The organism is Shewanella sp. 125m-1 (assembly GCF_052977065.1).
This window is the reverse complement of the sequence record NZ_JBRILT010000015.1, coordinates 1-21,212: the sequence shown is the minus strand read 5'-3', so window position 1 is coordinate 21,212 and position 21,212 is coordinate 1. Positions and strand designations below refer to the sequence as shown.

At 42.2% G+C, this 21,212-nt stretch carries 17 protein-coding genes; 7 read left to right on the top strand and 10 right to left on the bottom strand.

What is annotated here, in order from left to right; all coding sequences use genetic code 11:
* Positions 1-52 precede the first annotated feature (52 nt).
* Entirely contained in the window at positions 53-559 is a 507-nt protein-coding gene (locus ACVBIK_RS08905) for a GGDEF domain-containing protein (protein ID WP_447169502.1), read from the top strand.
* Positions 560-619: 60 nt separating this feature from the next.
* Here ACVBIK_RS08905 and ACVBIK_RS08900 read toward each other — a convergent pair whose 3' ends face one another.
* From ACVBIK_RS08900 to ACVBIK_RS08855, 10 genes are all read right to left on the bottom strand, one after another.
* Entirely contained in the window at positions 620-1,867 is a 1,248-nt protein-coding gene (locus tag ACVBIK_RS08900) for a tetratricopeptide repeat protein (protein ID WP_447169501.1), read from the bottom strand.
* A gap of 2 nt (positions 1,868-1,869) precedes the next feature.
* Positions 1,870-2,490, bottom strand: coding sequence for an energy transducer TonB (locus tag ACVBIK_RS08895; protein WP_447161233.1), 621 nt, complete (start codon positions 2,488-2,490; stop codon positions 1,870-1,872).
* A 1-nt stretch (position 2,491) separates the two neighbouring features.
* Positions 2,492-2,896, bottom strand: a complete 405-nt coding sequence (locus ACVBIK_RS08890) for an ExbD/TolR family protein (protein WP_220759443.1) — start codon at positions 2,894-2,896, stop codon at positions 2,492-2,494.
* A 13-nt stretch (positions 2,897-2,909) separates the two neighbouring features.
* Positions 2,910-3,434 (bottom strand): MotA/TolQ/ExbB proton channel family protein, encoded by a 525-nt coding sequence (locus tag ACVBIK_RS08885; protein ID WP_447161232.1) that lies wholly within the window; start codon positions 3,432-3,434, stop codon positions 2,910-2,912.
* On the bottom strand, positions 3,434-4,789 hold the full coding sequence (locus ACVBIK_RS08880) for a MotA/TolQ/ExbB proton channel family protein (protein ID WP_447161231.1): 1,356 nt from the start codon (positions 4,787-4,789) through the stop codon (positions 3,434-3,436). The genes ACVBIK_RS08885 and ACVBIK_RS08880 overlap by 1 nt, the downstream gene beginning before the upstream one ends.
* Positions 4,789-5,571, bottom strand: a complete 783-nt coding sequence (locus ACVBIK_RS08875) for a DUF3450 domain-containing protein (RefSeq protein WP_447161230.1) — start codon at positions 5,569-5,571, stop codon at positions 4,789-4,791. Before ACVBIK_RS08875 ends, ACVBIK_RS08880 begins: the two co-directional genes overlap by 1 nt.
* Before the next feature lie 825 nt (positions 5,572-6,396).
* Positions 6,397-7,371, bottom strand: coding sequence for a TonB-dependent receptor domain-containing protein (locus ACVBIK_RS08870; protein WP_447169500.1), 975 nt, complete (start codon positions 7,369-7,371; stop codon positions 6,397-6,399).
* Between the two features lie 122 nt (positions 7,372-7,493).
* Positions 7,494-10,463 carry a TonB-dependent receptor domain-containing protein gene (locus ACVBIK_RS08865; protein ID WP_447161227.1) on the bottom strand — a complete coding sequence of 990 codons (2,970 nt, stop codon included), beginning with the start codon at positions 10,461-10,463 and terminating at the stop codon, positions 7,494-7,496.
* Positions 10,464-11,313: 850 nt separating this feature from the next.
* Positions 11,314-12,528, bottom strand: a complete 1,215-nt coding sequence (locus tag ACVBIK_RS08860; protein WP_447161226.1) for a porin — start codon at positions 12,526-12,528, stop codon at positions 11,314-11,316.
* 234 nt (positions 12,529-12,762) lie between these two features.
* Positions 12,763-15,198 carry a DNA polymerase II gene (locus tag ACVBIK_RS08855; protein ID WP_447169499.1) on the bottom strand — a complete coding sequence of 812 codons (2,436 nt, stop codon included), beginning with the start codon at positions 15,196-15,198 and terminating at the stop codon, positions 12,763-12,765.
* 100 nt (positions 15,199-15,298) lie between these two features.
* Between ACVBIK_RS08855 and dinG the strand changes: the two genes are divergently transcribed.
* The 6 genes from dinG to ACVBIK_RS08825 are packed head-to-tail and all read left to right on the top strand — an operon-like array spanning position 15,299 to position 20,759.
* Positions 15,299-17,371: an ATP-dependent DNA helicase DinG gene (gene dinG / locus ACVBIK_RS08850; protein WP_447169498.1), complete on the top strand. Its 2,073-nt coding sequence runs from the start codon at positions 15,299-15,301 to the stop codon at positions 17,369-17,371.
* Positions 17,372-17,379: 8 nt separating this feature from the next.
* A complete protein-coding gene (locus ACVBIK_RS08845) occupies positions 17,380-18,153 on the top strand; it encodes a sulfite exporter TauE/SafE family protein (RefSeq protein ID WP_447161223.1) in 774 nt (257 codons plus the stop codon).
* Positions 18,150-18,812, top strand: a complete 663-nt coding sequence (locus ACVBIK_RS08840; protein ID WP_447161222.1) for a primosomal replication protein — start codon at positions 18,150-18,152, stop codon at positions 18,810-18,812. The genes ACVBIK_RS08845 and ACVBIK_RS08840 overlap by 4 nt, the downstream gene beginning before the upstream one ends.
* Before the next feature lie 9 nt (positions 18,813-18,821).
* Positions 18,822-19,523, top strand: a complete 702-nt coding sequence (locus ACVBIK_RS08835) for a DUF2057 domain-containing protein (RefSeq protein ID WP_447161221.1) — start codon at positions 18,822-18,824, stop codon at positions 19,521-19,523.
* Positions 19,524-19,548: 25 nt separating this feature from the next.
* Entirely contained in the window at positions 19,549-20,451 is a 903-nt protein-coding gene (locus ACVBIK_RS08830) for a histone deacetylase family protein (RefSeq protein ID WP_447161220.1), read from the top strand.
* A gap of 47 nt (positions 20,452-20,498) precedes the next feature.
* The gene (locus tag ACVBIK_RS08825) at positions 20,499-20,759 is read left to right on the top strand and encodes a late competence development ComFB family protein (protein WP_447161219.1); all 261 of its coding nucleotides are present in this window, start codon (positions 20,499-20,501) and stop codon (positions 20,757-20,759) included.
* The last annotated feature ends 453 nt before the right edge of the window (positions 20,760-21,212 follow it).

Sequence of the window (21,212 nt, the reverse complement as noted above, 5' to 3'; positions counted from 1 at the left end):
TTATTTATTGTTCTTTTCTATACTTAAACCAGAGGTACATAAGGAGTCTTCAATGATCTATTCATTTAGTAACTCTGGTTTTAGGGATCCTGAAACAGGTGTTTATAACCAAACCTATTTTATGGAAGTTTTCAATCGCGAATGGCATCGCCATATGCGCGACCGTCAAGGTCTTGCCTTATTGTATCTATGCCCACACATTCATGAAACTATTTCTCAACCACAATTGTTAGAATTATTCATGAAGCAAGTACAACAAGCTCTGCAACGAGCTACCGATTTAGTCGCTAGACTTGATAATCAGGCTTTTGCATTAGGTCTTTTTGAAGTGGATGCTACTGGTGCTAACGTGGTGACTAAGCGATTAGAGCTTGCAATCGCAGAGTTTAATCACAATTTGAAGTCGCAGCGCCATAATCAAATTGAGTATGAATTGGGTGGCTGTGTATGTCAGCCAAACAAAGATATTTATTTAGAAACTCTATTTAGCACTGTTGAAAAACACACCAAGCACATGAAAGAGTCCTTGGCTGATAAACATATCATTATTAACCTCTAAGAGTAGATAAGCTGAAAATAAAAAAGCCCCTAAAAAGGGGCTTTTATACAGAAGCTTAAATTAAAGAGCGACGTTATGAACGCGCGCTTTTTCTTTAATGTAAGAGATATAGCTCTTAGCTGAACGCGCAGTCTTCTCATCATTAGCAGCAAGCTTGGCATACTTATATGCTGTCTTGTACTGCTTTTGATTTAAGTAAGCAAGGGCAAGTTCGAACTGAACTTCACCAGGGCTTTTAACCCCCGCATCCAACGCTTTCTTAAGTGCTGTAATAGCAGCTTTATGCTGACCATCTAGCGACAAAATACGGCCTTGTCTGAGGTAAAGCTTACCAGCGTTATTGATTGCAGCCGCTTTACCATAAGTTTGAGCAGCATTTTTCAGCTCCTTAGCATTATGATAAAAACCAGCAAGAGTCGTTAAGCTCTTTTCATCTTCCTTAATTAACCCAGACTTCATATGCTTAGCGTAGATCTGCGATGCATTAAATGGCGCGCCATTTTGTGCAAGCAGTTGAGTCAAACGCGTAATATTACCCGCCGTCTCCAAAAATCCATTTTTATAAGCTAAGTCATATGTAGCAAGTGACTTAGTGAAGTCTTCGGTCATTAGATAAAACTGAGCTAACTGAACCCAAAGGCGCTTGTCGTCTGGAAATAATGGCACCATGACTTCAAGCACATTAACCGCTTGCTTATACTGCTTCTTATTAAAGTAAGCAGTAAGCTTCATCTGATATAAACCTTTATCAGGCTTATCAGACAGGGTTAAGCCTTTATCTGCAACCGCAATCACCTTGTCCCACTGCTTCTGCTCAGAATATGCAATACCTATACGCTTATAGACTTGTGCATCTTCTTTACAGGTAAACTCCATCCACTTGTAATACATTGGGATAGACTCTTTGAACTGCTTCTCTCCAATCAGGAGGTCTGCATAGAGTCTTAGAGTTTGCGCGTGATCCGTGCCGCCTAAGATATCAGCTTCAACCGCAGACTTAAGGTGCTTAGTCGCCCTACCCATCTGTCCTTTTTCCGCATAGAAGTTACCTAACATACGGTCGATATAAGCTTTATCAAAATCGTTATTAACATTGGCCTCTAGAAGAATGGCAATAGCTTCATCAAGATTACCTTCGGTATAGGCTTGAAAAGACTTTTGCACTTTCTTAGAGGCACTTTGGCCAACGGCTTTCGATTTACGCTTCTCAATCGGGCACTTCTCGGCAGCATAAGCAACCGGTGCTAGCGCGATACTTCCACCTAAACAAAGTAATAAAGCGGCAGCAATCGAATTAACTTTACGCATAATTATCTACCTCCTTTATCTAGAGTGAAATCAAGTTGGACCGTCATGCCAGGTTGTTTAAGGGCTTTACCGTCAACAATCTTTGGCTTGTACTTCCACTTTTTAAGTGCACGGCGCGCTTCTTTATCAAATAAACGCTTTGGCTCGGCTTTGATGACTTTAACGTCTTCAACACCACCTAGCTCATTAATGGTAAAGCTAAGTTGTACCCAACCTTCTTTTCCATCACGTGCTGCAGCAATTGGATACTGAGGCTCGATTCTCACGATAGGTGTAGCATCACCATCTCGTGTCATCATATTGCCTAGTTTAAATCCAGTGTTTGCACCACCGGCATCAACCCCACCCATGTTAAATGACATATTTGTATCAATGTCAGATGAACTATCTGGTGGCGTAGTATCCGGTTTTGGCGGCTGCTCTGGGGGTGTTGGCGGTTTAGGCTTAACCCTTGGCTTTTTCTGCGCTGATGCATCATCTTTGTTCATGGTGATTTCTATGACAGGTGTTTCTGTCGAGGAATCGTGGCGGGTTGGACCGCCACCTACCAAAAATGCCATGAAGACAAACAAAGCAAAAGTCACAGCAGCACCAATTATCAGTGATACTATTCCTCTCAGCATATTATTCGTTCCCCGCCGATACAGATATCTTATCGATACCCGCAGCTTTAACGTTATCAAGAACCTTAACCACTAAACCATGTCTAGCTTCTTGGTCTGCTTGAATCAATACTGCAGCCTCTGGTGCTTCTGCAAGCATACGCTCTACGTTTGCAGTTACACGTTCGATATCAACTTGACGGTTTTCCATCATGATGACACCCGTTTTGCTCACACCGATAAAGATGTTAGCTGAAGGCTTCTTCGTCGCTTGTGACGCTTCAGGCTTGTTATAGTCAAGGCCTGATGGCTTTACAAACGATGTTGTTACAATAAAGAAGATAAGCATGATGAACACGATGTCGAGCATCGGGGTCATATCAATCTCAGCTTCTTCTTCTACGCTTGAATGCTTTCTACGTGCCATGTTCAATCTCTCTCTAGTGGTGAGGCATGCTGTCTTTTAGCTTTGCTAAACTGATTTTCATTTTTGCATCAAGGCGAGTACTAAAGAATACTCCCGATAATGCTGCCACCATTCCCGCCATTGTCGGCATGGTCGCCATTGAAATACCAGCTGCCATCATACGAGCATTACTCGTCCCATGAACTGCCATCACATCGAATACTGAAATCATACCGGTTACGGTACCTAGTAGACCTATCATTGGACAGATTGCTACTAAAGTTTTGATAATCAGCATACGTGCCGTTAAATCTTGCTTTGCTTGGGATACCCAAGCTTCACGGATGCGGTGTGCATACCAAGAGGTTGAATCCTCTCGTGCTTCCCATGCAGCAATGATTGCTTTGTGCTCTTTTGGTGATATCCAATTTAGATACCAGTAGCGTTCAAGCATCAATACCCACATAACAAACAATACAGCTGCCACTAACCAGAGGACGTCGCCTCCGGAGGCCATGAAGCCCCTGACGGAATCCCAGATATCCATCAGGAATAACATTAGGCTTTCCTCTTCTCAGCGTGTGAAGCAACGATACCCGCACTTTGCTCTTCAAGTACTTGAACAATTGTCTTGCTACGTGCAACTACGATTGCATGCATAAGCATTAGCGGTAGTGCAGCAACTAGACCTTGAACTGTCGTCATAAGTGCCATAGAGATACCACCAGCCATTAGCTTAGGATCGCCAGTACCGAATAACTGGATGCTTTGGAAGGTTGCAATCATACCGGTTACTGTACCTAGTAGACCCATCATAGGTGCAATAGCTGCTAGAACCTTGATGATAGAGATGCGAGTTTCTAACGCTGGTGTTTCTTTCAGAATTGCTTCGTCAAGTTTCAGCTCTAGTGTTTCAACGTCAACATCTTTGTTGTCTTGGTATGCTTTAAGTACGCGACCAAGCGGGTTGTTACCTGGGTTATCTAGGTTCTTACGCTGCGCCTTAACTTTAGCACCAACAACTCCTAGCGTGATTAGACGCTCGATAGAGATGATTGCACCAAGAACAAGTAAAGCGATAATGATGTAACCGATAGTTCCACCCGCTTCAATACGCTCTTCAATCGTTGCTTTTTGCGTAAAGATGTTTAGAAGAACACCACGAACAGGGTCGATATAAAGATTAGCTGTACCTGACGTTGTATTTTCGAAAGCGGCAGCAGATTTAACTTGATAACCATCAGGTTGCTGTGACAGCTCCTGGATTAGGCCAAGATCGGCGTTGTAAACAACATACTGACCATCGGCAATAAGGTTATATGCACCAACTCGAGTAATAGTCGTGTCATTCACGCTACCGTCGATACCTGTAACAGTGCCTTCAAACTTAACAACCTTTCCAGATTCAGCCATTTCAAACAGCTGCTCTTCCCAGAAACGCTCTAGCTCGTCAATCTTTGGCAGTTGTTTGCGTGCACCAAGGTCTGCAATAAATACGTCACGACCAGGGTACTGTGCAGAGATATTAGAACCCGCTAGCTTACCAGCGAAATCACCCGCATCACCTTTAACAACACCAAACATCTCACCCAAGTCACCTTGAGCCGTTTTTAAGTCTTCTTCTAACTGACCGATTTTACGCTCGTTATCCAAAAACGCTTGGTTTAAGTCTTTACCGCGTTGGCGCTCTGCAGCTAAAGCATTTTTTTCACGCTTTAGTAGTTGAGCTTTATCGCCACGCTCATTTTTAAATTCTTGCTCACGCTTTACGTTAGTCTTAGATGCATTAGCACGATCAACTTTTACTTGATTAAGTAATTGGTCGATTGTTTTAGGCGCATCTGCAGCGCTAGCTATACCGGCCGTTAAAGACAGGCTCGCAGCAACGATTGCTGTAGTGATAAACTTCTTCATTATTGTGCAGCCTCCGCAGCAGGAATTGGTAACGAGAATAGATCCGGTGCACCCTGTTTACGTGCAATTCGAATACCTTTGGTTAGCTCACGAAGCGTACCATCTTCTAACTGATCCCAACCTTTAGTTTCATCGTTATACATCCAAGCTGTTTTACCGTCTAAGCTCATCGCATACAGTGAAACACGACCAAAGTTAAAGAAGTCTACTAACACTTCCTTGCCATCAAGATCTAGCTTGCCAGTTTTTACAGTTAATGTTGTACCGTATTCACGCTCGATTGAGTATGCATCTAAAATTAGACGATACTTTTCAGCAAGCGTTACTTCAGCACTGTTTAGGAGGTTCTTGAGGTTTTCAACGCGCTCTACACGAACTTCCTTATTAAATGGAAGATCTAAAGCCACAAACTGCTCTAATGCGTCAACCATCTTAAACATCAATGGCACTACGCCTTGACGTAATGAATCAACGCCGTTGATGTCATTTTGAATAGATTTCATAGTAGCTTCTTGGTCTGCAACCAGACCTGCTACGTAGTCGTTATAAGATTTTAGTGATTCACGTTCATCAGCAACTGAACCGTACTCGAACAACATGTCCTGAGCCTGGTCAAAATACTTATCAACTTTCTTCTGAGACGTTGCTGCTTCAGCGTGAATTTTAGCGTCAGCTTTCTGAACATCAGAAAGAGGATCGGCCATCACTAAGTTGCTGCCTGCTAAGGCTAGTGCGCCAATGAGCGCTGTAGCGATTTTTGTTTTATTGCTTACCTTGGACATAGTTCCCAACCAATTTGAAGTGATTAAAAAAGCTTTAACTTATCGACAACAGGGTGCGTGCGCTTATTTTGCTTTAGTTCCCTATTGCCTAAGCCCGTCTTTCTATTGTGATTGTTAATTATTATCTTCCCTTTTCTACACCTTCGAGGATGTAGACCCGCTGGCATCATTTCACAAAATGTTGACCTGTGTCAACATTTCGAAAGGCCTAAAACTGCTGGAAAACGAGCTTAGAGGATGGAAAACAATCAAAAGAGGCTTTTTCCATAAACGAGTGTTAAATATAATAATTTTAAAAAAATTGCAAATGCACAGGCACACCTGCAAATAGCTGATTAATAAGACTTATAGCATTACCAGTAACGAGACCTTAATTAACATTTTATTAACACGCACTAGTAAAACCTGTAAAAGATTTGCGTGAAATGGATGCAATATAAGCCTAGTCTTTCAAAACTAGCAGGTAAAAACGCTAGACTGGTAGTCAAATTATTAGATAGTAAGCCCTGTGGCAGGTTATAAGTTATTAGCAATAACTTATAAGGTTATTGTATAAAGTTTGGCGCTAAGAGATAGATGGAACAAGTCTGTACACACTCAAATCGTGACTAAATTTACACTTCGGTGCTAAATAGAAAATCATTCAAAAAATAAAAATTGATACCAGGCAAAACTAGCTCATTAACTCGATATAGCCCCCCCAATCAGCTGGCTTGCCATCAAGTAAAACAGGTGAAAACTAAATGTTATGGAAATAAAAAACCGCCAACAAGAGAACTTGTCAGCGGCTTTAGCTTAGAGAACTAACTTTACGTTAGCGAATCATTAGAACTTTTGCGTTAGACGCAATGAGTATGAACTACCAAACATACGGTATGTTGATGGATCAGTACTCGCGTTAAATCCATTATCGATATACGGTGGTTTTTCATTTGAAATATTAGTGAAATTCAAAGAAACACGTGTACCCGTCTCGAAAGAATATGCAAACGCTAAATCATGATATAGCTGAGAATCGATTTTCTGAAGGTAGCCTTCTTCCCAGAACGCTGTCGCAGCAGTTGTAGCACCAATGTACTCTGCGGCATAACTTACAGATAGATCATTCCAGTAATAATCTAGGTTGAAATTAACTTTATCTTCAGCAAACGTCTCACCAAGACTGAAGTCAAATGTTCCAACCATTTCACGAGCTTCTGCACCAACATAGTCTGTATCTTCACGCTTCAATAAGTGAGTCCAGCCAATAAATGCTTTGAAATCACCAATAGACGTATCAAAGTTATAACTAAACTCTGAGTCGATACCTGATGCAGTACGAGAAGCTAAGTTTCGGTTTGCAGCAAAAATAGCATTAATCGTTCCATCAGGGTTACGAGTAATCTGCTGACATTCATTAGTATTTAAATCGTCATAACATAGGTTAAGAACGTTCGTTGCAGACAATGAGTCGATGACGTTGTCTAACTTAATATCCCAGTAATCAACAGTTACGTTGAAGCCTTCTAAAAACTCAGGTGAATATGAGATACCGACAGTAACAGTATCACCTTCTTCAGGTTTCAAGTCTGGGTTACCACCAACACGAGCACGCAACTGTGAATCAGATTGTGTTGCACCGCCAGCTGGAACAGCTTGTGCTAAACATAGCGCTTGGCCTTCTGCAGATAAATAACCAAAACCTTTAGTATTACAAGGGTCTTGATCTGTTGGGAAGCTGTCAGACTGACCAGCATATAGTTCGCCAACGGTTGGAGCACGATACACCACCAGGGACAACCGGTAAGCTGAAGTGCACATAAGATTAAACGTACGTTTTCGACATGCAATCGAGCAACTATATAAAGCTTAACTTTTTGTATGGAATAAATTAAGCCCTCTTAAGTTTTGGCTTAAGAGGGCTTTAGGTTATTGATTAATAATTAGAACTTCAACCTTACACCAGCATAATAACGACGTCCGACAGCATCGTATGTTCCTGCATCAGTCTCAGTACCTGTATTACTTCCAGGAAGACCTGTAATAATTGGAGGTGGTGCTTGGTCAAACAAGTTATTTACGCCAACATAGAATTCAGCCATATCCCAAGGTTGGTACGCAATATTCATGTCATGATAAGTAACAGACCCAATACCTACAGATTCAGGTGCTAAGTCATAACCAGATAGCCAATCATCATCTAGGTAAGACTCACCGATAAATGTAGTGCTCCAAGAAACGGTTAAATCTTCATAATTGTAACCAAGGGTTAAATACCACTTATTCTCAGGTGCACCAATTTCACCTTTGAATGTATCTTTATCAGAACCAGGAAGCGGATTTGTATAACCTTCGATTACATGAGTATAAGCCAGTCGAGCATTCACTTGCCCAGCTAGATTATAATCCTCGAAGTCTTTAGCATAACTAACAACTAAATCTACGCCTTCTGTAACGTAACCACCACTGTTTGTATCTCCTGAATCAATATACTCAAGAGAACCAGCACTATTCGAGCCAACATCTTGTGGGCGACGAGTCACAAAAGAACACAAAGATGCATCACCACCGTAACATTGGTCAAGGATGAATTGACGCGGAGTTGATACGATTGCATCTTCAATTTCAATATCAAAGTAATCTATATTGAAGTCAAAATCTTCAATAATTGCTAGACCTTCAGGTGAAATAGCGACACCGAATGTCGTAGATTTACCTTTTTCAGGGCCCAATTCTTGGTTGCCGCGGTTAAAGCCACTAACGCCCTGCAGATCTGCCTGGTTAAGAGTAAACTCTCCGTTTGCAGCAATGTTAGCCATAACACCAGCATCGGCTCGACATGCTTCTGCTTGCGCGCCACTCGTTGTTGCCGTAACCCCTAGACATGGGTCTGTGAGGCCTGTAGGGAAAGTCTGACTAGGTGGTGAGTATAATTCATTAATATTAGGCGCTCGAGTAGATATTGCTCTAATAGCTCTAAAGCGTACCTCTTCAATTGGAGCCCAATCTAGCGCCACATTCCAGCTATCTGTGTTACCTACAGTTGAGTAATCAGAGTAACGATATGCACCACGTAAATTTAGCTGCTCAGCCATAAATACGCCATCTAAAAGAGGAACGTTAACTTCAGCAAAGTATTCAATAACATCAAATTCACCTTCTGTACGAGGAATTGCGTTACCACCGTTCAAACCTGATTGCTGAAGCGCGTCGAACTCACTACGGGAGTACTCTTCACGATACTCTGTACCTACAGAAAGCCCCACGATACCAGCAGGCATTTCGAATAAGTCACCAGAAAGATTTAAACCAGCGGTTTTTTGCGATGTAAACGTTGCTAATAAACCTGGCGCTTGGATGTAGTTTGCACCTGCAGCAGTAATTGAGTTTGCACCAAATACGCTTACAGGCACACAACCTTCAGCACGGGCATCGGCGTCACGACAAACGATGTCGCCATTTTCATCCTCAACAGCCTCTAAAGCAGAACGGAAGTTTAATGAATTAAACTGACCGCTAGAAACTTGAGATTCTAATGTTTGTCCATACCCATAATGTGCATTGACATACCAACCTTCAGTCAACTCACCATCAACTCCAGCAACAATTTGGAATGTACCACGATCAGCGACATTTCCTCGTGCTGCGACATCGGCTAGACGACGAGTGAAGAAAATATCACGTAAACCGTCGCCATCTGTATCTGTTGCTGAATTGAAAATGGCATCTGGTACAAACGCATTTCTAACAATCGTACGCTCGTACTCACCAGGATTCATTGCACTTTCAATAAATGTTTCATATTCAAGTGGCATTTGTCCGCCAGAAGCAGAAAAAACATCATCTGAAGCCATTGGGAATGGTTCTAACTGGGTCGTAGCTTGAGTTGCCGCATAAGTTCCTTCTAGGAAGGCATTCCAGCCATCTGCAAACTCATATTTGCCAGTAGCGGCTAACAAGTAACGCTCTGTAGGGATTGCAATGGTACGGTATGCACTACGATTGAAACCATTAGCTTCTTGAGTATCGCTGCCGTTAGTCGACCAACCGTTAATTAAATTACCATTACTATCGTAAGTATACTCCTCATCGCCAGCCCAGAAGTGTCCTTGTGGCGCATAGCTAGAGTAGAATGGGCGGTTAGGGGTGAAAAAATCATCAGGATCACCAGTCCACCATGCACCTAGAGACGCCTGGTCGACAGCCGAGCGGTCACGGTCACGAGAATAAACAGCTCCTTGCTTAGTGTAAGCGCCATGAACCATGACGTTACCTTTACCATCGCTAGAGTTTGTTCCCATAGTGAATTGAATTTGATCTTCTTTTGAATCACTTTCTTGGCTTTGACCAGTCTGAACATCAAATTCAATGCCTTCAAAGTCTTTCTTGTAAATAATATTAACAACACCAGCTACCGCATCAGAACCATATACAGCTGATGCACCACCGGTCATGATTTCTATACGCTCAATAAATTGAGTCGGAATTGCATTTAAATCAACAGCCGATGAACCTGGTACACCAGAAACAAAGCGGCGGCCGTTAACAAGCACTAAAGTACGTGCACTCCCCAAATTTCTTAAGTCAACAGTCGCAACACCAGCACTAGCTGTGGAAAAATTTGAGTTAGTACGACTAATACCTGGAGTACCAAATGCCGGATTTTTAAGTAATAGTTCCTGAATATTTGCAACACTTGACGTATCAATTTCTGACGCATCAATAACCTGAACAGGTGTAAACCCTTGCATATCAGTTGTACGAAGTCGTGACCCTGTCACCTCAATTTTTTCAATTGTTTCTAATTCAGACTCTTCAGCTGCGAATACTGCTGGAGCGGTAAAAGCTGCTGTCATTGCACCACTAACTAGTGCTAAACGCACTGAGTTAGATAGAAAGTTATTCTTATACATTGTAAATCTCCCTGGACTCTCTTTTATTTTTTTAGCAATTCACATCAATTAACGAAAAGTTACATAAATGAGAATTTGCACACAAATAAAAACACACTGGAAACATATTTACAACATCTGCATCTCATCAAGCTTTTTTCGATACAATTACAAAGAGATAACCTCTTAAACACTAAGCAGCTAAATTATCTTTAACGAATACTTACTGGATTACTTGATTGTTCTGAGAGGCTTTAAGTTTTACTCAACAGCCAGACCCTACTTTATAAAAATACAAATCAACTTACACAAATGACTGAAAGTCAAAGAAATAATAGAGGTGTGACATTTTTAAACAATGAAAAAACTTCACCCCGAACTGATTTTTTTTGATTATTTTTAACGCAGGTAACACAAAAGTACTGCCCACCGATTTTGATTGCTTTGCAAATAAACCAGCAGTATTTAAAGGGGGGAATAACACTAAAGATAGTTGATACGCATTATATGTAAACAATTCATTCCAGACGGCTCGACCATTACAAACACCGAGAGTGGAACGCAAAACCCTGATAAAAAAGAAATAAATCACTGGAAGTGGGAAATTAAATCTATTGAAAAATAAAAAAACATGGAAATGTGCTAACTGAGTGTTTTTCAGACAGAAAGAGAGCGCCTGTCGTTAACAATATGAATAATCATACTCATTACCTAGATTGACACCACCTCAAACCACTCCAAACCACTCCAAACACCGAACCGTAAAATACAACTTTTATAATAGTTATAACTAAATAGCATAACCAGCCAATATTAAAGCAAAAAAAAGCGCCCTTAATAAGGCGCTTTGTTCACTTTCGTGTTTTACACATTAAAGCGTGTAACGGATACCTATTGCGATACCGTCATCTTCTGATTTAGCCATTGCTGCAGCATTTACACCAGTGAAGTCGCTATAGTCTTTACGGCCTTCTAGATAAAGCACGGTATTGGTATCCCAAACATAGTGAACACCAGCAACCACAAACTGACGCTTAAATACATCACCATCATATGCCGCTTCGTATTCACTGCCCGCATCTAGGATGTTGTAAGAGATGAAAGTACGAATGCCGTTTTCAAACTTGTAAGATGCTAGAGACTCTAGACCCTTAGCTTCAGGCATCATACGACCTAGGTTATCAGTATCGTGGTACTCTTGCTTGTTTACGTTAAATGCTGCGTAAACACCTTCTGCATCCCAGTTACCCCAAGTTGCACCGACACCATAGATAGAATCAGTTTCAGTTAGACGCTTACCTGCTGAAGTAGTTGCTTCAAACTCGCCTAGGTTGAAACCTGCAGTCAACGTTAGCATATCAGTTACATTATACGTAGCTGCGCCACCGTAGGTGTAGTTGTACTCAACAGTTGTCACTGAGCTCTTAATATTTACACCAGCAGCTTTAACTGACATAAAATCAGCTGTAGGGAAAATTGGATTAGAAGCGTTTGGCACTTCATCCACTTCAAACGTATCTTGCTTTAGCTGTGCTTGCAAAGCGAAGCTGAAATCACCAAACGCATTACGGTATTGAACAGTTTTATCACCGCGACCAGTACCGTTAATCGCACCGTCTGCTTTATTATATGTGTAAGTACCTGATGCATTACCATCCCATACGAAACCGTAGTTAGTGTTGTAAACTACGTCGTACCATGCGCCCCACTGCTTACCGATAGTGATAGAACCGTAAGTATCGTGGCTAAGACCCACGTAACCTAAACGGTTATTAAGAAAATCACCACTTTCAGACTCAAAAGTACTGTTGCTATTGTAAACAATTTTACTGTCACCGAATGGGTTTACGCCCCACTCTAACTTGGTGTAGGCTTTCCAGCCATCGCTCATCTGACGGGTAAAACCGAAATTAATACGTGAAGCGCCGTTAACTACTTCCGTAGCACCCTGTGTATTGATGATGCGAGCATCGACAAAACCACCGATTTCTACTGCATTTTTATCATCTTTATAGATTTCAATCGCTGATGCTGTTGGCACAAATATAACTGCTGCCAAAGCTGATGCTACTAGAGTCTTTTTCATTTAATTTGCCTAACCTTAATGTTGTTCAGTCTGCTTCATTCAAATCGTCTTCCATTCCGTTGTTTTCTTTCTATCCTGATTACAAATGAGATTATCAAAAGATCTGCAACCACTCAAAGACGAACATCACACTATTCGCTAGATTTTGCACTTAATTAACTAGCAAACACAGAAATGACGAAGGAAAGAACCGTTTATTAACATTTTTTTAGCAGCCCATTAATGCAGCGCAAACTAAATTAACGACATTTGATTTGTGGTAACCTCAGTGAAACTGGTTTTCAAAATTGAAAGTATTGGTTCAGCAATAGGCTCTAGTTGCCGAGAAAGGTAGTAATTATAATCAATTAATGCGGATGTATGTGACACTGGTTCAGCCCCATTTAATGTCATCACATATTCAATTCTGGCCCCACGCTTACCGTACTGAGGATCCCCTGTTGTTTCACATAGTTTACGTGCTGCTTTTAAATGGGGAGCAGACTTGGCGGTGTACTCGCTTAGATCTCGTCTAAGCTGTTTTGTAAAAATGAGCTCATTATCGAGTTCACCACGATTCAACTTCTCTGCAGTGTCTCTGAGGTAAGACTCGACAGCTTGTTGCTGAAATAATCTCTCATAGAGTTCATATTGAACTCGCCTTGCCAACGGCGACCAATCACTACGGACCTGTTCCATTCCTTTAAATATCAACTCGGAATCACCTAAGCTGTTGCGTTTAGTGCCAACATAACGTTTTTTTGAGCCCTCTATGGAGCCCCTTAGTGTGGGCATAAAAAACTGTTCAAAATGAGTTTCAAACTCCAACTCTAGAAAACTCTCTAGCTCAAAATCACTGTTAAGCTTGCTGCTCCATAATTGATTCACTTTTTCTGCTAGCGATTTGCCAGTTTGTTGGACTTGTGCCAGTTCAAAGTCATTTCCCAGCCAAACAAAGGTAGAATCAGTATCACCGTAAATGACCTCATAGCCTTCAGCTTCGATCCAGAGCCGCGTTTGTTTCATGATTTCATGACCACGCATGGTAATTGAACTCGCAAGCCTTGCGTCGTGAAAAACACAGCCGCGCGAACCGAGCACACCATATAAAGAATTCATGATGATCTTTATCGCTTGTGACAAGGGGGCATTATTATGTAACTTTGCGTCTTCTCGTGCCGATGAAAGGTGCTCGATTAACCTAGGTAAAATGGGCTGCTCACGGCTAAACCATGCGCCTAAGAAGCCTTGAACGGCTTTGTCTTGCTGTTGATGACTTGCAAGATTTAGCCCCTCAACCAAGCCTTTAGGATCTATAAGGAAGGTGCGAATAATTGAAGGGTATAAGCTTTTAAAATCGAGCACTAAAATATGGCGGTACAGACCCGGTACCGAGTCCATCACATAACCACCAGGGCTTTCTATGCCATCACTAACAGGTTTACTCGGCGCAACAAAGCCCGCTCTATGCAGATGAGGAAGGTATAGATTGTTAAATGCCGCGACAGATGCACCAACACGGCCAAGCTCTAAACCTGTAAGTTTGGCGCGCTCAATGACAAAATCAAATAACTGGGTCTTCTGAAAAATATCCCAAACTAAGCGGCTATCGGTTAGGTTATAATGCGCCAACGCGGGCTTATCATTTAAAAATAGATCGTTGATTTCATCAATACGATTATCAACATTATGAATCGCTTTACCTTCATCCAGCAGTTGCTGCGCTACAAACTCCAATGAATAGCGATCAAATTGATAAAAAGCGGCCTTAAGCCAATCAATACCATCTAATACGACACGGCCAGGAAGCGACAAGGTTTCGGGTCTAAACTTATCTTCGACCTTCCAACTAAGAGTGTGGTTATCACGGCCAATATTAAGGGTGATGTTATGGTGTTTCGCTCGGCGATAAAGCAAGGCCAAATCAAAAGTGACCACTGACCAACCAATAATAATGTCGGGATCATATTCATTAAACCAGGCAATTAAGCGATGTATTAAATCGGCTTCAGTTTGTGCCCATTCAATATAATCTTGCTCACAAGCTTGGCTCTGTCCGACCATAATGACCTTTTGGTAGACGATACCCTCGACCGTTTGCCCATACAGACCAACTGAGTAGAGTTCGCCGCTAAAGCTGCACTCAAAATCTAAAGAAATTGCTTTGAGGCTTATGCTTGATTCAGTCTTACGCGCGCGGCTTGCAATAAACAGTGGTTGATGTTTAACCGGATCTAAGTCCTCAGCTGCAACTTGTTGTTTGTCTATAAAATGCTCTTGGAACTGTCCCTGAAACTCTGCATCTAATGCAATAAAGCGTTCAATTAAAAATCGATGTTCAGCTTTAACATCGGCTTCAAACAGCTCAATATCGAGATCTTTTGCAGCTCTCACTAACGTGCGTAACTGCCTAGCATCGCTACAATAAAGTCCTGATACGGGGATATTTTGAAAGCTCTTAAGTGAGAGTTCACGACGGCGGATCCCTCTGAGACCAGCGCAGTGTAATAAGCGAGATGCATCAGTCGAATGTATAAAGCAAACATGCTCCTGATGAGGGATTTCAACTGTTATAGGGCCCGTTTGGGTTTGAATAAAATACTGTAAAATAAGGCTGCCCTGCCGGTGGATGGCATGGCGAGTCAATACTCTACCTTTAATCACTTGCTGCATGCTCAACCTTGAATTCATACTTTATACTCAATTAAATACACTATTAATCACTAAACGCTTCTTAGGCTAAGTAATCACTGTTATTATGTACAGCACTATTTATTAGCTCAGTGCATTCATGTTATCCGCAGACGTTAAAACTCAAATTCGTACTATATATAAGGGCATTTCTGCATCCTTGCCTAACTTTCGTCCTCGTCGAGAGCAAAACTATATTGTTGCGGAAATATCAAAAACGCTTGCTGGAGAATATGACAAGAACCGCCGTATTATCGTGGTAGAAGCTGGCACGGGTATTGGTAAATCACTGGCTTATATTCTGGGCTCAATTCCACTGGCATTGGCCAGTAAGAAAAAGGTCTGTATTGCAACGGCGACAGTCGCACTGCAAGAGCAGCTGCTGCATAAAGACCTGCCTTTTTTTCTGCAACAATCAGGGCTCGACTTTACTTTTGGTTTAGTCAAAGGCCGTCAACGCTATGTATGTTTATCTAAGTTAGAAATGTTAGTTGGCCCAGATAACAGCACCCAAATGGCAATGTGGCAAACCAAGCCAGACCAAAGCCAAGTCGACATGTTAGATGGTTTATTAAAAGACTATCAAGCAGGCACTTGGAATGGTGAACGCGATACGTTAACTAAGCCACTACCAGATCACCTATGGCAACAGATAGCATGCGATAAACATAGCTGTCATCGCCAACTTGCTAACCATAGAAACTGTCCTTTTCATAAGGCACGTGAAGATATCGATACGTGGGATGTGCTGATTGCTAACCATAGCTTGCTATTTGCTGATCTAGAGCTCGGTGGTGGCGTAATTTTGCCTGATCCCGAAGATCTATATTACATCATCGATGAAGCGCACCACCTACCTATTGTCGCCAGAGACTTTAGTAGCGCACAGTCGACCGTGCGCGGCGCAACTGACTGGCTTGATAAACTGAGCAAGACCACCAGCAAACTGCAAAACCAGATTAAAAGCAACTATATTATCGCGCCCGCGCAGTCGATGCTCGACCATATCGGTGATATTGCGGCTCAACTTAATCAAGTGGCGCAGTTTTGTGACGCGCAATCAGCAAAATTTGATAACCCAGAAAATCGTTTCCGGTTCGAACACGGTAAATTGCCTTCTGCATTATCGGTTCAAGCTGAAAATCTAGCAACGGCATCCAATTTGGCACTAAAGCAATTTAATAAAATGCTTAGCCTGCTAAACGAAGCAATAAAAGATGGCGAGATCCCCAAGCATCAATCAGAAGCATTACTATCTGAAACAGGCTTTATGCTGCAACGGCTTGAGAATTCACAAAAGCTGTGGAAGATGATGGCCAAAGAAGACAGCCCGAAAGGTGCACCTATGGCACGTTGGATTGAGCAACTAACGGGTAAGCAAGCCGATTACCTCTTTAGCGCCTCGCCAATAGAGGTCGGATTTATGCTAGAAAACCTGTTATGGAATAAGGCCGCTGGTGTCGTACTTTGTAGTGCCACATTGCGCGCGTTAAACAACTTCAATCACTTTACTCATCAAGTCGGGCTATCGATTAATGACGGCAGTCGCTATTTAGCTTTAGACTCGCCTTTTGATTTTGAGCAAAACGCGACCCTATTTTTACCTAGAATGGACTGCGAGCCAACGGATGACAAGTATACCGATGAGTTAGCCAAGCATATCATCGCACTGGTCGAAGACGAGATGGCAAGCTTAGTCTTGTTCGCCTCTTATTGGCAGATGGAAAAAGTCGCCGACTTAGTCGAAAGTAAAATTAAAACAGGACTACTGATCCAAGGAACCCTGCCAAGACAAGAAATTCTGAAGCAGCATAAGGCCCGATGTGATGAAGGCAAACCAAGCATTATATTTGGCACAGGCAGCTTTTCTGAGGGTCTCGATCTGCCAGGCGACTATTTAACTAACCTTATTATTACCAAGCTTCCTTTTGCCGTGCCGACCTCTCCCGTAGAGCAAGCACACTCAGAATACATCAAGATTAAGGGTGGTAACCCATTTCTGCAGCTTACGATCCCAGATGCTTCACGCAAACTGGTGCAAAGCTGTGGTAGATTGTTACGTAAAGAACAGGATTATGGCCGGATTTCAATCTTAGACAGACGTTTAGTGACTAAACGCTACGGAAAATCTCTGCTCGACGCCCTGCCACCTTTTCGCCGTGTAATTGAATAGGACGACCATTGGATTTATTTCTCGACCCAAGTAGTTGGGCCATACTCGCATTAGTCGGTTTTATTGCCGGGTTTATCGACGCTGTTTCAGGCGGCGGCGGACTGTTGTCGATCCCGGCATTGCTAACCATGGGCGTGTCACCCCATATGGCACTAGGTACCAATAAGCTAGCCGCGAGTTTTGGCTCCTCAATGGCAGCTTACACCTACTATAAGCAACGCCTATTTTCACCATCATTGTGGTATCACACTTTTATTGCCACCTTTATAGGCGCAGTAATCGGTACCTTTATCGTCTATTTAATAGATAATCAATGGCTTGAAAAATGGCTGCCTATCATGATTATCGCTATCGCGCTTTATACCCTATTTCAGCCTAATGCCATGGGCGATAACAACCACAAGATCCCGACTAAAGCTAAGAGTAAACTAAAACAATGGCTACAAGGCTTGCCATTAGGCTTTTACGATGGTTTTGCAGGTCCTGGTATTGGCGCTTTTTGGACAGTATCAAGCACTGGTCTGCACAAATTGCCTCTACTCTATAGCTGTGGACTCGCCAGAGCCATGACCTTTACCAGTAACCTCACCTCACTGATTATTTTTATTATGTTAGGCAAGGTTCACTTGGTCATAGGTTTATCTATGGGGCTGTGTATGATGGTAGGCTCATATATCGGCGCGCACTCAGCCATTAAATTTGGCCTGCCGTTTATCCGCCCTGTTTTTATCACCGTTATACTCTTAATAGCGGCGCAGTTAGTTTGGAGTGCTTGGTTATGACCACAGATGAGCTCATCAAAAAACTCAAGTTACAGCTAAAACAGTTGGAGCAAGAGGTATTACAGCATGATTCTCGCCTGCCACCAGGGCAGCGTAAAATGATGCAAGATATTGAACGTTTTAATAACGAACTATTTATTCAAGCGGGTGGCCAACTCCAGCCCTGTATCGATCAACTTTCAAAAAGCATTGCCCAACTTGAACAGCTATTAAAAGCGAAGCGCTCGCCTCAAACGATTGTCTCTAGCTGCGAGAAAATTCAAGATAGATTTAGTGCACTCAGACGTGCGCTATTAACAACCGGTATTAATGTTAAGTCAATTGAACAGCAAAAACGCAGCCGAAGAGCTTATGCCATTAAGCGAGGAATTCAGTCCCACAATCAAAGTGGCTTTAGCTGGATAGCCTCAAATGTGATGCAAAATAGCCATCAACTCTATGAAGAACTTAACAAACATTTGAACTGGGCTAAGATTATTGAACAAAAAATTGAAAATTTGCAATCTTCACTTGAAAACTGTCATAGTGCTGACAAAATCAAGCTGCAGAATGAGATCCTTTCGCTGCACAGTCGGCTAGGAAAATGTCGACAAGCTACGAGTTATATCGAAGATCGCATCCAATTATTCGAGCGACCTTTTAAGAGTCAAAATCGTTAAGGAACAAAAATGAAACCACGTCTAACCATTACCGCACTTCTTGCTCTCTGTGGTTCTTCAGCAGCTTTTGCCGCTGACTTCAACATCCCAATGGCTTTTGAATACATCGCAGTTGATGGACAAGAGATAAAGAGTAGCCTATTTAATCATAAGTCAGAGATTGAACTTGATAAAGGCACTCACAAAATCGCTATTCGCTATAACGACTTAGTTGAAGATGATTTTAGCGACAGTGAATCTAATATTAAATCAAATGCATTTATCGTCACGATTGATGTGGATGGTGATTACAGCTACCAATTAAAACCAGCCGATGGTGAGTTTGTTAAAAACCCAAAAAGCTTTGCGAAAGCGCCACAAGTCATTATTACTCGTGAAGACAAAGGCAATGTGAGTTACAAAGTCACTCAAACCGACATCACCGAAGAATCATTCGTGTCCCGATTTTTTAGTGGTAACGACGCCACAGACATAGACGCTGAAGCGGCGATAGTAACGAGTGCCGCGGTAGCCGTCGCATCAACACCTAGCGCCCCAGTTAGCAAACCATCTCCAGCTGCCACGGCAACAATGCCAGCAGTTGTAGGCGCTGCACCAGCGACTTCAGCAGAAGACGCCGCTAAAGCAGAGCAAATGCTACAATACTGGTGGCTACATGCTGATGAACAAACACGTAAAGAGTTCATGAGCTGGGCCATTAAACAGCTTTAACCTTGGTTTTGATCCTACATTGAGTATGATCCCATTGGTATATCACGCCAGCTACTCTAAGCTGGCGTTGCCATCACAGCATCAATTTCCTATTACCAAATACGGCGCTTTATACGAGTACCTACTCAATCAGGGAATTGCAGCACCAGCGCAATTTAACTCACCAACAAAAGCCGATTTCAAATATCTCACGCAATTACACCATCAAAGCTATGTTAAAGACTTTATTTCAGGTGAACTAGACAGCAAACTGATGCGTCGCATCGGCTTTCCGTGGAGCAATTCTTTAGTTGAACGCACCCTCTACTCCGTTGCAGGAACCGCACTTACTTGTAAGCTCGCAATAGAGCACGGCTGCGCAATACATCTAAGTGGAGGTTACCATCATGCCCACCAGCAATTTGGTAGTGGATACTGTATTTTTAATGATCTGACTTTAGCTGCTAATGCTAGCTTACAGCTGGACAATATTGAGACCGTGCTTATTTTTGACTGTGATGTGCACCAGGGTGATGGCACAGCCACTATGGCTCAATCATCAAGCCAGATAATCACTTGCTCTATTCACTGCCAAGAGAATTTTCCAGCACGCAAACAATCGTCCGACTATGACGTAGAGCTCCCCCGCGGCGCGCAAGATAAGCAATACCTAGAAACCGTCAACCAAACACTTGCTTACCTTATACGGCTACATAAACCCGATCTCATTATTTACGACGCTGGCGTTGATATACATAGTGATGACAATCTCGGCCATTTAAATATCAGCATCGATGGCATTTACGCGCGAGACAAAGAAGTTATTGCTCAAGCTAAAACAGCACAAATTCCCATTGCTTGTGTCATCGGTGGCGGCTACAGTAAAGAACCACAACAGCTTAACCTTCGTCATAGTCAGCTATTTATTGCCGCTAATACAATGTGGTAATGTCAGGGTTATCAAGATTCAAATCTGTTTAACACAAGGGGTGTTATATGCAATTAGAAATAAGAAACTACTATGAAGTCTTATTGCTCGAACTATTGTCAGATGAAGGTCTATTGGATGAACTCCCCGAAGATTATCTCGCCGATCTCTGCTGTATTACACTCAATCAACTTCCAGTACGTTATATCAGACACTTAGTCGATACCTACTTTTTTGAAGATTACAACGAACTACAACAGATGAAGGCTGAAATACAGCAAGCGCTAGAAAAGTCGCGGGTGTTTTTAAAAGAGTCTAATAAGCAGTAGTCGCTTCGCAGAGTTTAAGTCACGACTATTCGCACGTATCAAAATATCACAAAATTATCTGAGGTCTTTTAATAATATGGCCTCAGCGAGTTTCCCCCAGCCCCCTCAAATACAACACAAAGACAAGCCTTTAGCTTTAGCCCTATTCCTTTAACCTGTGAACATAAACACTAAAGCAACCAAAGCCAAGCCCTAAGAATCATTAGTCTCATCAAACCACCGTTAGATGACACCATCGTAAGTGACCGCAAGCAGGTATCAACAAATTATCCATTGGCTTTAGTAAGCCTCATTATCGTTCATGACGCTTTATAAAAGGCAGGCTATTACAGCTCAATAAGGAGCAGCTAGATATTGAACGAGCAAGACTCTGCAGCATGGATAATGGAATGGACCCATCCACTTTTAATCGGCCTCGCAATGGGCCACGATGTATTTGCTTAAACTCATCAG